General features: G+C 40.8%; 13 protein-coding genes and 1 pseudogene. 9 read left to right on the top strand and 5 right to left on the bottom strand.

The genetic code is table 11. The features are described from left to right. Positions 1-159: 159 nt before the first annotated feature. The 4 genes from ACM0OS_RS19640 to ACM0OS_RS19625 form a co-directional block, all read right to left on the bottom strand. The gene (locus ACM0OS_RS19640; protein ID WP_414544881.1) at positions 160-567 is read right to left on the bottom strand and encodes a hypothetical protein; all 408 of its coding nucleotides are present in this window, start codon (positions 565-567) and stop codon (positions 160-162) included. Between the two features lie 85 nt (positions 568-652). Next, positions 653-1,876 (bottom strand): glycoside hydrolase family 10 protein, encoded by a 1,224-nt coding sequence (locus tag ACM0OS_RS19635; RefSeq protein WP_414544880.1) that lies wholly within the window; start codon positions 1,874-1,876, stop codon positions 653-655. A 503-nt stretch (positions 1,877-2,379) separates the two neighbouring features. Further along, entirely contained in the window at positions 2,380-2,769 is a 390-nt protein-coding gene (locus ACM0OS_RS19630) for a hypothetical protein (protein ID WP_414544879.1), read from the bottom strand. 41 nt (positions 2,770-2,810) lie between these two features. Next, positions 2,811-3,683 carry a zinc metalloprotease HtpX gene (locus ACM0OS_RS19625; RefSeq protein WP_414544878.1) on the bottom strand — a complete coding sequence of 291 codons (873 nt, stop codon included), beginning with the start codon at positions 3,681-3,683 and terminating at the stop codon, positions 2,811-2,813. Positions 3,684-4,103: 420 nt separating this feature from the next. On the opposite strand from ACM0OS_RS19625, the gene ACM0OS_RS19620 reads away from it, so the two are divergent. Then, a complete protein-coding gene (locus ACM0OS_RS19620) occupies positions 4,104-4,397 on the top strand; it encodes a hypothetical protein (RefSeq protein WP_414544877.1) in 294 nt (97 codons plus the stop codon). Positions 4,398-4,436: 39 nt separating this feature from the next. Here ACM0OS_RS19620 and nifH read toward each other — a convergent pair whose 3' ends face one another. Then, complete coding sequence (gene nifH / locus ACM0OS_RS19615) at positions 4,437-5,333, bottom strand: nitrogenase iron protein (protein WP_414544876.1); 897 nt, start codon at positions 5,331-5,333, stop codon at positions 4,437-4,439. 1,271 nt (positions 5,334-6,604) lie between these two features. Between nifH and ACM0OS_RS19610 the strand changes: the two genes are divergently transcribed. From ACM0OS_RS19610 to ilvD, 8 genes and pseudogenes are all read left to right on the top strand, one after another. Beyond that, positions 6,605-8,224, top strand: a complete 1,620-nt coding sequence (locus tag ACM0OS_RS19610; protein WP_414544875.1) for a cation:proton antiporter — start codon at positions 6,605-6,607, stop codon at positions 8,222-8,224. Positions 8,225-8,319: 95 nt separating this feature from the next. After that, the gene (locus ACM0OS_RS19605; RefSeq protein WP_414544874.1) at positions 8,320-8,547 is read left to right on the top strand and encodes an antitoxin family protein; all 228 of its coding nucleotides are present in this window, start codon (positions 8,320-8,322) and stop codon (positions 8,545-8,547) included. Positions 8,548-8,558: 11 nt separating this feature from the next. After that, entirely contained in the window at positions 8,559-8,954 is a 396-nt protein-coding gene (locus tag ACM0OS_RS19600; protein ID WP_414544873.1) for a type II toxin-antitoxin system VapC family toxin, read from the top strand. Positions 8,955-9,039: 85 nt separating this feature from the next. Next, positions 9,040-9,840, top strand: a complete 801-nt coding sequence (locus ACM0OS_RS19595) for a class I SAM-dependent methyltransferase (protein ID WP_414544872.1) — start codon at positions 9,040-9,042, stop codon at positions 9,838-9,840. Positions 9,841-9,985: 145 nt separating this feature from the next. Beyond that, the gene (locus tag ACM0OS_RS19590) at positions 9,986-10,756 is read left to right on the top strand and encodes a pentapeptide repeat-containing protein (protein WP_414544871.1); all 771 of its coding nucleotides are present in this window, start codon (positions 9,986-9,988) and stop codon (positions 10,754-10,756) included. Positions 10,757-10,906: 150 nt separating this feature from the next. Beyond that, positions 10,907-11,481 (top strand): annotated as a pseudogene (locus ACM0OS_RS19585) (TenA family protein). Between the two features lie 71 nt (positions 11,482-11,552). Continuing rightward, positions 11,553-12,176: a Uma2 family endonuclease gene (locus ACM0OS_RS19580; protein WP_414544870.1), complete on the top strand. Its 624-nt coding sequence runs from the start codon at positions 11,553-11,555 to the stop codon at positions 12,174-12,176. A 116-nt stretch (positions 12,177-12,292) separates the two neighbouring features. Next, positions 12,293-13,984: a dihydroxy-acid dehydratase gene (gene ilvD, locus ACM0OS_RS19575; RefSeq protein ID WP_414544869.1), complete on the top strand. Its 1,692-nt coding sequence runs from the start codon at positions 12,293-12,295 to the stop codon at positions 13,982-13,984. Positions 13,985-14,030: the final 46 nt, after the last annotated feature.

The following is a 14,030-nucleotide window of genomic DNA, read 5'->3' as shown; positions in this document are numbered from 1 at the left end:
ACGGTTCAGGTGCGGCGGCTTTCGCTTTGGCACTTATCTAATATATCTACTCCCTTAGGTTTCGTCAAGCTTTTTCTCTAACTTTTTTTTCGTCTGCCTCTATCCCTTTGCTGGCAGAGCCTTTGACGTTACCCACACTATATATATGAATATAGATATCTATAAGATTAAATAGCTATGCCAAGTCTGTTGAGTATTTTTGCTGTCCTTTTCAGGACGTAGTAATCTCCAGGTTTTACCTTCTTGCTGAATTTGCAGGTAAACTTCAAATGGTTGTTGAAGTTGTTTCAACTGTCTTGTGGGTAACTTAAAAATTAAATCGTAGGTTCCCAGGACGCGGAAAGCTGGCAAATTTTGAATGGTCAGGGGTTGTTCTTGGCTGATGGATATGTGTTTGATTTCAAATCCTTGGAAATCTAAGTCCAGTTTTTTTTGGAGTTGCTGCTGGGTTTGTTCTACTTGAAGAGCGATCGCCTTTTGTACTAACTGGGTAGTGGGCAGCAGTCCAACACTGCCACAAGCTGTTATTAACATTAGCAAAATCACTGTCACAAAAAGCCGTATCATGTTTTTGACATACCATTCGCCAGCGACAGTATACAGCAATTTTTAGGTTGCTAGACTATATTGTTGTGTTGGGGAGTTGCAAAGTTTATGGTCTGATAGCTTTGCCGGCAAACAGTTTCTGAAAAACTTGATGCCGTTGCTGTGGTGCTTCTGGTGTGATGTTACCCCAGAGACTTTCCCAATAAAAGAAGGAAATGCCGGGAAAGGAGCGATCGCGTACTGTTTGTACTTGCGTTTGAATTTGGGTGATTTTTACAGGAGTTTTTGAGGTTCCTGTCAAAATTCCAATACCCACAGGTATGCGAGTCCGAGCAAACTTGACGCTTGGTTGTTCGAGTTCAGTAATAAAACTATTTTGGTTATTACGATATACTTGCAATATCAATTCGTCGATTAAACCTTTTCTGATCCAACTTTCCCAGTCTTGTAAATAGTATTTGTAGGCAAAACTTTGTGAGTTGGGAGACAGTGATATGATGGCATTGGGTTTAATTGCTTTGACACTTTGAGATATCTCTGCCATGAAAGCTGTAATTTTGTCGGCACGCCAACGCATCCATCTAGGGTTAAATGGGTCATTTGGGGGACTTTTACCTTGATGTTCTCTCCGATATAGATCTACGGTGAAGGCATCGTAACCCAACTGGACTGGCATTCCAAAATGATCGTCCAACTGAATACCATCCACTTCGTAACGACTAACGACTTCTACGATTAGCCCCAAAATAAACTCTTGAACCTCTGGATGCAGGGGATTTAACCAAGCTTGGCGATGCGCGGAGTTATCGTTGATTTCCTCCAAGGGAATTTCGTTGGTAGATTTTATTCCTTCTTTCCCCATTGTTAACCAGTCAGGATAACGTTTGGCTAATTTTGAATTAGGCGGCGTCATAAACCCATATTCAAACCAGGGTATGACACTTAAATTTCGAGGTTTAGCTAGTTGAACTATCTTAGTTAAAACATCCTGTCCACCGTGCATTAAATTCAGTAGCGGTTCGGCATCAGAACCAATAGCTTTTTTCGCTACATGACTTTTATAAAAAGTATGCCCCCGATTCCAAACTACAGGGTAAATCGTATTAAAATTTAGTGCTGATAATTGGTTAAGAGCGCGGTTAATTCCCCAAGGAACAAATAGTACACCACTAGCAACATTGGTTAACCAAACACCGCGAATTTCTGTTGTGCTGGGTAAGCTAGTTTTCTGGTAATAAACCGGGAGAGAAGGGAAGGAAAATACACTTAAATATAGTATTAATCCTAAACAGAAAAAGTAAGAAAACACATGCCTAGTCAAAAATTTCATGTGTAGGCTTGACTTTGTTTTGGAGGGATACTTTTAATTACATATTTAGTTCGCATTCCTCCGGATTATGTGGACATTTCATCATATTGTAGGCATTTGGTGAGGCTGGATAAAGCCAAGAAGTTGGTTTGATCATGGGCTGTTTTCCGCCAAAAACCTACCTTGGATGCTGATGAAACCCACAAGGATGAACTGTTTGCGTAGTTTGCTATAGGACTCCTATTTAATTATTGAAAAAACTCTGTATACTCAAAAAATCTTCTTTCCTACTCCCTAGTACCCTTCGGGAAGCTACGCTCACGGCGAATCCTACTCCCCACTCCTAGCCTACGCAAATAATTTAAAAAATCAAACCGGATTCCTATATTAAGTGTAGGTATCGCCTGTTGATACAAAGGAGAAAATCTCCACAGACTCCATTAATTTAAAAACCACGTAAGCGGCCTTCCCAGAGAAAAGCCACTACGTGCCTTGCATATGTAGATAGTTTTTTTTGCTTAATCTTAGGGACGTGGGGCGTTGAAGGCTTCCCAGGCGGCTTTGGCAGCATCTTGGATGCGATCGCTAAAATCTGTGATTTCTTTAATTAATAAGTGCCAGTTTTTCTCTGTTTCTTCTTGCATACTAGCCCAAGTGTTTTCCAGGCGATCGCGCTCAATGAGTTTTTCCCGTTCAATGGCTTCTCTAGCTTGACGCACAGCATTTAAATAAGTTTCACGGGTGAGAGTACCTGCTGATTCTGCTTCGCTTTGAGCGCGTCTTTTCAAAGCTTCAATCAATGCTTTGGTTTCGCGCTTGAGTTCATCAGTTTCGCCAACCATTTCGGCTTCTACCATTTCGTTGGTTTGAGGGCTGATTTCTATTACTGTGGATTCAACGTTGTTATCTGTCATAGTTAGTCCTTGATTTAACTACAAAACTTCTGAAGTATCTGTTAATAAACTTGTGTAGGCAATTGTTGCTCTATTTTCAGTAATTCTTCAATTCGTGCTTTAGTAGCTGGGTGACTAGAGAACAAATTACCCAAAAACTTCCCAGAAATTGGATTAATAATCAATAACGGCTCAAAAGCTGGGTTGGCATCTAAAGGCAGTTGTTTAGCTGTGGCTTCTAACCTTTGCAATGCCTTGGCTAAAGCCCGGGGATTGCCAGTTAATTTAGCAGCACCAGCATCAGCAGAGAACTCCCGTGTGCGCGAGATTGCTAGCTGAATAATTGTGGCAGCCATTGGTGCAAGTATAACTGTTAATAAAATACCTAAAGGGTTGCCACCTCTATCTCCATTTCGAGATCCTGCACCACCAAACCATAAGCTGTAACTGACCATTTGTCCCAGAAATGAAATAGCCCCGGCGATTGTGGCAGCAACGGCTTGTGTGAGAGTGTCGCGGTTAATAATATGAGTTAGTTCGTGAGCAATGACGCCTTCTAATTCATCTTCTGGCAAGATATTCAAAATGCCTTCGGTAACAGCTACAGCAGCATGTTCGGGATCACGTCCTGTGGCAAAAGCATTGGCAGTCTGCCCAGGAACAATGTAAACTCCCGGCATTGGAATATTGGCACGTTGAGACAATCTCTGCACCATGCGGTAAAGTCCCGGCGCTTGAGCTTCACTCACAGGACGGGCGCGGTAAACCCTTAGGGCAATTTTATCGGACTGATACCAAGACAACAGATTTGTGACTGCTGCTAAACCAATACCTATGACTAAGCCAGTAGTACCGCCAATTATCCAGTAACTAATGCCAATTAACAAGCCACTCAAGGCAGCTAACAAAGCAGTCGTTTTCACTTGATTTGTCATAATTTTGCTCTCCCGCTAATGCTGCATTGGTGTTTTAAGACAACAGCATTACTTAAGTCGCAATCTCATTGTATCTAGCTAAACTCAGATATTGGTGCAGAGAACCTCTCATCTTTAGTACGGATTCCCCACTTAAAATTTGGCGTGGTATTTAGACTTACACGGGCTTATCTTATTTTTTTGAATACTTTTGTGATCATAAATCAATGCTTTAACCATAATCATCATTATGTTATCGGTCATTGCCCTCTAATACTTAGAACAGATTAATTTTAAGTAAATAATTTAACATATGATACTTAACTTTTCAAATACCCACTTTAACTGATACACTACCCTATGATGGTAACTAAAGTGTCATACTTAGTAATATCACAAGATAATGTTTAACTAAGCAGCACGATTAAACGTGTACAAACAATGCAAGATAGTGCAAATTTAATCCCAGAATTTGAAACATTATTTAGACAAAAATTAAAATTAAATAATTGTAGACTTAGAAAGAAAAAACAAGAGAATAATTATGAAATTATTACGCCGGCCAAAGATATTTTCTTAATGTCTTGGTGCGATTTTCCCGAAATTAACTTGGTGTATCAACCTATAGGGGTACGCACAAAGCAGACCATAGTTTATGAACGAGCCATCCGCTCCCACATTAATTTTTGTGTGAGTAGTCTTAAAGATAATCCTCAAACCCCTGTTGAGAATTAGAGATTTGTGGGGTGGGTAGCACCCACCCCCAAGCATTACTTATTTATTTACTGGTACTTCAGTAGAAGTCTTACCAATCAACATTGCAGAATTTTCCTCACTTTCGAGGATACCGAATTCAATCAACAATTCTTCTAGTTCTTCCATCTCAATGGGTGTAGGAATAGTAAGATTTTTGTTGTCGATAATCTTCTTAGCCAATGTGCGGTATTCCTGACCTTGATTACTATCAGGTGCGTACTCGTTCACGGTCATCCGGCGCAATTCAGCGTGTTGCACAATGTTGTCGCGGGGTACGAAGTGAATCATCTGGGTGTTCAAACGTTTTGCCAGAGTTTCAATCAATTCGACTTCTCGGTCAACGTTACGGCTGTTACAAATTAGACCGCCTAAACGTACACCACCAGTGTGAGCATATTTAAGAACACCGCGAGCGATGTTATTAGCAGCGTACATCGCCATCATTTCACCAGAAGTAACGATGTAGATTTCTTGTGCTTTACCTTCACGAATAGGCATAGCAAAACCACCGCACACAACGTCACCTAGTACGTCATAAGATACGAAATCTAAATCTTGGTAAGCACCGTTTTCTTCCAAGAAGTTGATGGCGGTGATAATACCACGACCTGCACAACCTACACCGGGTTCTGGTCCACCGGATTCAACACAAAGTACATCCCGGAAGCCAGTTAGCATTACTTCGTGTAGTTCTATATCTTCTACAGCGCCTCTTTCAGCAGCCAATTGTAGAACACTTGTTTGGGCTTTACTGTGTAGCATTAAACGGGTAGAGTCAGCTTTAGGGTCACAACCGACGATGAGGATGCGCTGACCCATTTCTGCCATAGCTGCCAAGGTATTTTGAGAGGTGGTAGATTTACCAATACCGCCTTTACCGTAGAAAGCTATTTGTCTAATTTTTTCGTCAGTCATGGTTAATGTGTCCCTACAATTTTGTTTGTTGATGGATTTGGAAGTTTCTATCTCACTTTTAGGCTGGGTTAGGTATAGTCAAATCATCACTAGTAGTAAATTTACGGCAAATTCTGTTACTTCTTTCCAGTTGTGAAGTTGGCATATTCTATGCAGCAAGTTCTTATCCATACAGCATCTCTACCAAGAAGTTGCGTAGACGCCAAGTCACTTTTTTGAAGCATCTCACAAGATATTGCAAGTGTTACCACATGCACATGTGATGCAGCTGAAAAAAGCTTGACTCAAACATTATCGGTTGTTGTAGTGTCCCAATTGGTTGCTCAAACCTTAAGAGTAGTTACAACAGGAATTTCAGTTTATGTAAATGACATCCCTGAACTACATAACCAACCAATCATTGCAATTTACTCTCAATGGCCACTACAATTTTCCAGATTTTGCTTATGTTATGGACGCCAAGAACTTCTTGGTAATGTTTGACAATATGGTTAAATTCCTGGATATTGTGGAACAGTATCAGCTCTGCTCGAAGTTTTCGTTCTAGCAGAAAAGCCTGCCATAACTTAGTTCAAGGTGGAAAATATTTCTCCCACTTATACTAAGTCAGTAACTGTTCTAATTTCTATTGAATTGCCGATTTTTACTAAAAGTCTTTCTTCCCAGACTCTAAGTTTAATTGCATCTGGCTGGTAATGCTAACTAGGTTAGCTAACTCTTGCCGGCTCATACCAAGGCAAGTTGTGATCGACTTCAAGTCGTGATGAAAGTTACTATCCTACCTAGCCTTATTTGACCTATTCGTTACAAAAAGCGATAACGAATCGAAGTGAATTTACCAGAGCAAAAAAACTTTATTGAGCTTATCTCAATTATTTTGAAGTCTTTTTCTGCTTTTACTTTTCTGATTCCTATATGCAGCATAACATAGAAAGTTCTATTTTTTTATCGAAAAATTTTTTTTTCATTCCATATAATTGAATATTGTTATTAGTATCAAGACGATCAATATGTAATTAGATAATAGTTTACCAAGTTATAAAAGCATTATTTTATAGGGAACATAAATGATATGTGAAAAAAATCAGTAACGTAGAGTGGCCAAATTCCACCAAAACTTAGATGCTGTGCGCTTTGCTCACAATATTTATGTTTCCAAATCAAATAGAATTTCTACAGATGAGGATTTATAGTAAATACATTGATGGATCATGAGCGTTCACAGATGTTGACGCGATCGCCTGAGATATAAACTTTAAAATAACTTGGAAATGTTAGCCAGTGTCTTGTGGATTCTCATGATGGGCTTTTTTGTCGGTCAACTTGCCCGTCGTCTAGGCGCTCCTCCTTTAATTGGCATGATTATAGTGGGGATTCTTCTCGGCCCCCAAGTGCTTAATGTTATTAGTCCAGATGTCCTAAATGCTGCTGATGATTTAAGAACATTGGCGGTGATGATTATTTTGATGAAAGCTGGACTAGGGCTAGATAGAGAAAAGCTATCTCAACAGGGAACTGTAGCATTAAGGTTGGGATTTTTACCAGCAGCTACCGAAGCGATCGCCATTGCTTTTGCTGCTATGGTAATTTTTAACTTTGATTTTCTCACTGGGTTACTTTTGGGCTGTGTCATCGGTGCAGAATCTCCAGCTGTTATTGTCCCTGGTATGCTGCGGCTGAAAAGTTTAGGTTGGGGTGTAACTAAAGGTATCCCCGATGCAATTTTGACTGGTAGTGCTTTATCTGATGTGCTGTTATTACTAGTATTTAGTTTATTGCTGAGTTTCTTGGGTGATGGCGGAGTTGAGCAGATTGTTCTTCCTGGTGGGTTAACTTTGACACCCCTGCAATTGCTACCATTGCAAATCATCATGCAAATTGTTCTGGGATTGCTGTTGGGCTACTTAGCAGCTCGTTTGCTAGTTGTGTTGTTAGTCAAGCAAAATTGGACTCAAAATGCCGTTCAAGATACTGTAATTGCTGCTAGTATTGCTTTGTTTCTAGTCATTGCTGCTCATTGGTTGCCTTACTTTTCTGGTTATTTAGCAGCCATGTCTATGGGGTTTTTCTTAATTGAATTAGATGCACCTTTAGCTAGAAGATTGCGCGGCGGTTTTGACAGTTTGTGGATAGTTGCTGAGATTTTTTTGTTTGTTTTATTGGGTGCAACTATTCAACTGCAAGTATTAGAGAAAATTTTCTTACCCGGTTTAGCAATTCTAGCTATTGGTTTACTTGTTGGTCGAATGCTGGGATGGTATCTTTCCACGTTGGGTAGTAATTGGAATTGGCGCGAAAAACTATTTTTATTACCAGGAAATTCACCCAAAGCCACAGTGCAAGCAGCTATTGGAGCCATTCCCCTGGCTCAAGGTATTGCTGGGGGTGAGACAATTTTAGCGATCGCAGCTTTATCAATTTTAGTTACAGCACCTTTGGGCGCTTGGGCAACTATGACCTTTGCACCTAAGTTATTAGAACGGGGAGAAGTTGATCCCACCAAAGTGACAGTGGCGACGCGTACCTTATTAGTAGCAGCAGTTGACACTTCTGGTTTAGCTACAGCAGTTTTAACCAAGGTAGCGGATTTAGCACGACGCAGTAACGGTGAGGCGATCATTTTGCATGTAATGAATTTGCCGAATCAGCAAGAAATTGAACAACTCAAACAGCAAAGTCAACAATTACTAGCTGATATCAGATATGAGTTTTTAACTGTAAATGGTGCTGTTCCAGAAGAGATTATTCGCATCGCTCAAGAGCATAAAGCTACTGCAATTCTCATCGGAAAACGTGGTCATCAAGCTTGGGAAAATGTACTAATTGGTTCTGTATCTCAAGCCGTTTTAGAAGCTAGTTCTATACCTGTAATCCTAGTCAATAATTCCTAAAGTTAAATAATTTATGTGTAGGCATAGCCTGTAATAGATATCGCATTGGTAAGTAGCTCTTGTATCATAGAAGAGTGATTCAGAGGAAATAGGCAATGACCATAACCGTTCACGCAATTTATGAACAAGGGGTGCTTCGACTCACAGAACCCATATTACTAGAAGAAGGTACTCATGTTGAAGTAATTGTTATTACCAAAGAATCTCAGTCTGTAGAAAAAACTCCAGCAGAAATTCTAGCTGAAATAGCAGCTATGCCTTTAGAAGCTAGTCACAATGATAAATTTTCTGGTCGAGATCATGACAAAATTCTCTACTCTTAGCAAAACGCATCATGATTTTTGTAGATACAGGTGCATGGTTTACCAGTGTAGTTCCTTCAGATTCAGATCACAGCAAAGCCTCTGAGTGGCTTAGTCAAAATACCCAACCATTATTAACAACAGACTATGTAGTAGACGAAACACTCACTCTCTTGAAAACTCGTAGAGAAGGGCAAAGAGCAATGATTTTAGGAAATGCTTTCTTTGCTGGTAATTTGGCTACTATTTACTATCTGACTGAGGAAGATATTCAACAAACCTGGAAAATTTTTCATCAATTTTCTGATAAAAACTGGAGTTTTACAGACTGTTCCAGTAAGGTTGTGATTCAAAAACTTAGGTTAAATCAAGCGTTTGCATTTGATCATCACTTCCATCAATTCGCTTCTGTTAACGTTGTACCATAAGTAGGCGATAAGCCCGCGGCATGGAGTGATATAAGAGACAAGCTCCGTTATGGTAGATTGAAACTACTGTGTAAAGTTTAGTAAAATGAGAAAGCCTAATAACTATTACGATAAAATTGCTCACCTCTATGACCAAACTCGTTGGTTAACAGAGTCCATCGCTGAGGAAGTAACAGATTTTATTCTGGAATTAGTAAACGCAACACCTGAAACATCTTTTTTAGAACCTGGTGTGGGTACGGGACTGAATGTTCTTCCTTTTGTCAAACGCGGCCATTCTGTAACGGGAATTGATGTTTCTCCAGAAATGCTTGACCAATTCAAACAAAAGCTGGACAAAATTCCTCCTAATCTCAAACTGATTAATGCAGATGCTTCACAATTGCCTTTTTCAGATCAAAGTTTTGACGTTGTGCTAACCGTTCATATGCTTCACACCATTTCCAGTCAGAAGATGTTTGTGGATGAAATTATTCGGGTGTTGAAACCACAAGGTTTTTATCTCAATGCTCAATGGATTACTCCACCTGCACGTATGGAGTTTGAGCGTTATTTTAGAGATATTGCAACTAAATACGAAGTAAAAGAAGCACCAAAAAAGGTTAAGAAAGTAATCGAACAAATCAATACAGAAGACTATCTGCTCAACAAAGGTTATCAGTCAAACTATGTGATTGCAAAAGAGTGGACGGTAAGCAACACGGTGGGAGAACTCCTCGGTTTTTTAAAATCACGGGCTTACGGTTTATGTTGGCTGGTGTCGGATGAGATATTTCCTCATGTCATGAGTGAGTTTGAAGAGTTTTGTATTGAACATTACGGTTCCTTGACAACAGAGTTATCATCTCAAGCCAAGTTTGAGATATGGTCATATACCGCAAGCTAAAGATGCGTTAGTGTGATCGCTTGTATCTCTGGGTGTGATGTGGAGAACTACAGATGGCAAATCACCCGGACTACTCATATCATAGGCTCAAGTATAAATCTATAGTTTTAGCTTGTGTATTGAGTAGGAGATATTACGAGCAAGTATGAAAAGCCAAATTTTAGCTACAGGCGTATTTTTAACTACCATTAGCCTGGCAACAATTGCCCAAGCAGCCAATTTTACACACGTTCAAAAGTTATTAGCAACCAAAGAATGTCAAAACTGTAACTTGAGTAATGCAGGTTTAGTTATGGCTGACTTATCTGGAGCCAATTTAAGTGGTGCTAATCTTGCAGGTGCTAACCTCAGCCGTGCCAATTTAAGCGGTGCTGATTTGCGGGGTGCCAATTTAAGCGGTGCTGGTTTATTTGGTGCTAACCTCAGCGAAGCTAGACTGAGTGGGGCTAACCTAGCGGGTGCAGATTTGAGAAGTACATACTTAGCCAATACAGAATTTCAGGATGCTTATCTGAATGGCGCTAACTTTCAAGGTGCAATTGGTATACCTATGCAAATTGCTACGCCAGAAGAATTTTATGCCTTGGGTGTAGCCGAAGCACAAAAAGGCAATCAACAGCAAGCCATCAATTATTTTAATCAGGCGATCGCCTCTCAACCAGAATACCCAGGTGCTTATTTAGCCCGTGGTGTTGCCCGCTACCAAATGTTAGATCGACAAAGTGCATTTCAAGATGCTCAAATTGCCGAAAAAATGTTTCGATCCCAAAACAACGAGGTAGGAATCCAAACAGCACAGGCCTTTATCACAGAATTGCAAACACCATACTCTGATAAAGTAAGTACTGGTAAACCCAGGTTTTTTGACTTTTTAGGTAGTCTTGGCTCGGTTTTACTTCAATTTTTACCATTTTAAATGAGGGAGAATCCCTTTTCTGCGAAACGCTACGCGGTAAACGCAGCTATGCCCGTCAGGGCTTTACAGGGAAGTCAAAAGGAGCCCGTGCGATGGGCGGGTTCTCCGACTTTTAGCGACTGGCGTTCAAAAACGTTGAATTTTGAATTGATGACTTTATCTGATAAATTGTGGACAGCGAATCAAGACATTGCCCAGGCTTGTTTAGAGCATCCTTTTGTGCAAGGTATCGGTGATGGTAGTCTGGAAGTTGCCAAGTTTGCTGATTATGTGGGGCAAGATGCTTTTTTCTTAGAGGCCTTTGCCCGTGCATATAGTATCGCCGCAGCGAAAGCACCCGATTGGCAAGGATTTATGACTTTTCATGCTTTGGCTGATGGAGTTTTGGCAGAATTGCGGTTACATGAAGGCTACGCTACTCAATGGGGAGTTGATTTGCGTACTGTACAACCCGGAGGGATGTAGGGGTAACTGCTGCGGCTATGTCTCCTTGTATGCGTCTTTATGCTTTTTTAGGACAACATTTAGCTAGTAATGGTATTCCTAATCATCAGTATGCTGATTGGATTCGCACTTACAGTAGTGTAGATTTTCAACCCCTGACACAACAATTAGCAGATTTAGTGGATAAATATGCTACTTCTAGTTCTGTAATTCACTCAACTTACCGTTATGCCATGTTTTGTGAGTTGGATTTTTTTCAAAATGCTTTTAGTAATTCGTAAGTATTAAACGCTTAAGAAGTATCTCTCGAATATTGGCAAAATTTGCGTTCTTAGTATGACGAGGAATAAACATGACTCAAGTACTACCACAACAAAAACTATTAACTATTCAAGAATTTTTGGAGCAAAAGCCAGAAGGCAATCGCTATGAACTTCATCATGGGATAATTATCGAGATGGCCCAGCCTTCAGGTAAGCATGAAAACGTCACAGGTTTTTTAAGCGTTCAGATAGGGGTTGAATTTACCCGACTAAACCACCCTTACAACATCCCCAAAACTGGATTGATAGCGTTTTCAGATGAAGAAACCGACTTTGCTTATTGTCCAGACGTCCTAGTTCTTGATCGCACAAACTTAAAAAATGAGGAGCTATGGGAAAAATATTCTACTGTACAGCAGCCAGAATCAATTCCTTTAGTGATAGAGGTAGTAAGTACCAACTGGCGTGATGACTACTACAAAAAATATGCTGACTACGAAAAAAAAGGCATTCTTGAATATTGGATTGTCGATTATGCAGGTTTAGGAGGTCGTGATTTTATCGGAAATCCCAAACAACCCGCTATTTTTGTCTGCAAGTTAGTTGATGGCGAATACGTCAAAACTCTATTTAGAGGAAACGACAGAATCGTTTCTCTCTGTTTCCCAGAACTGAAACTTACCGCACAGCAGATTTTTGATTCGGCTCTGTAGCTGTCACATCATTCAAAATAATTGATACTTTCTTCTGTTCCCTGTTGCCTCTCATCCGTGAGAAAATCAGATAATACAATCGCCATACAAGCGATGATGGCACGGAAGGAAAAAAGATGTCGGAGAATTTGAGAAGCCAAATTGTCACGCAAGGGGTGCAGCGATCGCCTAATCGAGCTATGCTGCGTGCAGTTGGTTTTCAGGATGAAGATTTTAATAAGGCCATTGTGGGCATTGCTAATGGTTACAGTACTATTACTCCTTGCAATATGGGGATTAATAAACTGGCGCTAAGGGCGGAAAGTGGCGTAAAAACCGCTGGAGCAATGCCGCAAATGTTCGGTACCATTACCATTAGTGATGGCATTTCTATGGGAACTGAAGGGATGAAATATTCCCTGGTATCACGGGAAGTGATTGCTGATTCCATTGAAACCGCCTGTACTGGGCAAAGTATGGATGGTGTGTTGGCTATTGGCGGCTGTGATAAAAATATGCCTGGGGCAATGCTGGCCATGGCCCGCATGAATATTCCTGCTATTTTTGTCTACGGTGGCACAATTAAACCTGGACACTACAAAGGTAAAGATTTAACTGTTGTTAGTTCCTTTGAAGCAGTAGGTGAATACAGCGCCGGCAAAATTAATGATGATGAACTCTTAGCAGTGGAACGTCAAGCTTGTCCTGGTGCTGGTTCTTGCGGTGGTATGTATACAGCAAATACCATGTCTTCCGCATTTGAAGCGATGGGGATGAGTTTACCTTATTCTTCCACAATGGCTGCCGAGGATGAAGAAAAAGCTGATAGTACAGAAAAATCGGCGTTTTTCTTAGTGGAAGCCATTCGCAAGCAAATTTTACCGCGCCAAATTATCACTCGTAAATCTATAGAAAATGCCATTTCGGTCATTATGGCTGTGGGTGGTTCCACAAATGCAGTATTACATTTTTTAGCGATCGCTCGCGCTGCTGGTGTTGAACTCACTATAGATGACTTTGAAACTATTCGTGGCCGTGTCCCAGTTTTATGCGATTTAAAACCTAGTGGTAGATATGTCGCCACAGATCTACATCAAGCTGGTGGTATTCCCCAAGTCATGAAGATGCTCTTAGAGCATGATTTACTACATGGCGATTGCCTGACTATTACCGGAAAAACAGTCGCAGAAACTTTAGCAGAGATACCAGCAGAACCACGCACCGACCAAGATGTCATCCGTTCTTGGGATAAACCGATGTATGCTCAAGGACACTTGGCCATCCTCAAAGGTAATCTAGCCACAGAAGGGGCTGTAGCAAAAATTACCGGAATCAAAAAAGCCGTAATTACTGGCCCAGCACGGGTATTTGAATCTGAAGAATCTTGTTTAGATGCTATTTTGGCGGGCAAGATTAAAGCAGGTGATATTCTCGTCATTCGTTATGAAGGCCCCAAAGGTGGCCCGGGAATGCGCGAAATGTTGGCTCCTACCTCAGCAATTATTGGGGCTGGGTTAGGTGATGCAGTGGGCTTAATTACCGATGGGCGTTTTTCCGGCGGTACTTATGGGATGGTGGTTGGCCATGTGGCCCCAGAAGCAGCCGTTGGCGGTGCGATCGCTCTGGTGGAAGAAGGTGATACTATCACCATTGATGCTCCTGCTCGTTTATTACAGCTGAACATTTCTGATGAAGAATTAGCCCGTCGTCGCGCCAATTGGCAACCCCGTCCACCTCGGTATACTAAAGGCGTACTAGCGAAATATGCCAAGTTGGTTTCTTCTAGTAGTGTTGGTGCGGTGACAGATTTAGATTTGTTTGCAAATTAACCAGCTAATTTGGGGTGGGCATTTTCGCCCTCCCATCAATTGTTTC

This window comes from Nostoc sp. CCY0012, from assembly GCF_963920855.1.
Lineage (GTDB): Bacteria > Cyanobacteriota > Cyanobacteriia > Cyanobacteriales > Nostocaceae > Cyanocohniella.
This window is presented reverse-complemented; position numbering and strand designations above follow the sequence as displayed.

Excerpts from the sequence above, each read along its gene's own strand:
- ACM0OS_RS19640 (WP_414544881.1), bottom strand. The coding sequence starts at position 567 with ATGATACGGCTTTTTGTGACAGTGATTTTGCTAATGTTAATAACAGCT.
- ACM0OS_RS19635 (WP_414544880.1), bottom strand. The coding sequence starts at position 1,876 with ATGAAATTTTTGACTAGGCATGTGTTTTCTTACTTTTTCTGTTTAGGA.
- ACM0OS_RS19630 (WP_414544879.1), bottom strand. The coding sequence starts at position 2,769 with ATGACAGATAACAACGTTGAATCCACAGTAATAGAAATCAGCCCTCAA.
- ACM0OS_RS19625 (WP_414544878.1), bottom strand. The coding sequence starts at position 3,683 with ATGACAAATCAAGTGAAAACGACTGCTTTGTTAGCTGCCTTGAGTGGC.
- ACM0OS_RS19620 (WP_414544877.1), top strand. The coding sequence starts at position 4,104 with ATGCAAGATAGTGCAAATTTAATCCCAGAATTTGAAACATTATTTAGA.
- nifH (WP_414544876.1), bottom strand. The coding sequence starts at position 5,333 with ATGACTGACGAAAAAATTAGACAAATAGCTTTCTACGGTAAAGGCGGT.
- ACM0OS_RS19610 (WP_414544875.1), top strand. The coding sequence starts at position 6,605 with ATGTTAGCCAGTGTCTTGTGGATTCTCATGATGGGCTTTTTTGTCGGT.
- ACM0OS_RS19605 (WP_414544874.1), top strand. The coding sequence starts at position 8,320 with ATGACCATAACCGTTCACGCAATTTATGAACAAGGGGTGCTTCGACTC.
- ACM0OS_RS19600 (WP_414544873.1), top strand. The coding sequence starts at position 8,559 with ATGATTTTTGTAGATACAGGTGCATGGTTTACCAGTGTAGTTCCTTCA.
- ACM0OS_RS19595 (WP_414544872.1), top strand. The coding sequence starts at position 9,040 with ATGAGAAAGCCTAATAACTATTACGATAAAATTGCTCACCTCTATGAC.
- ACM0OS_RS19590 (WP_414544871.1), top strand. The coding sequence starts at position 9,986 with ATGAAAAGCCAAATTTTAGCTACAGGCGTATTTTTAACTACCATTAGC.
- ACM0OS_RS19580 (WP_414544870.1), top strand. The coding sequence starts at position 11,553 with ATGACTCAAGTACTACCACAACAAAAACTATTAACTATTCAAGAATTT.
- ilvD (WP_414544869.1), top strand. The coding sequence starts at position 12,293 with ATGTCGGAGAATTTGAGAAGCCAAATTGTCACGCAAGGGGTGCAGCGA.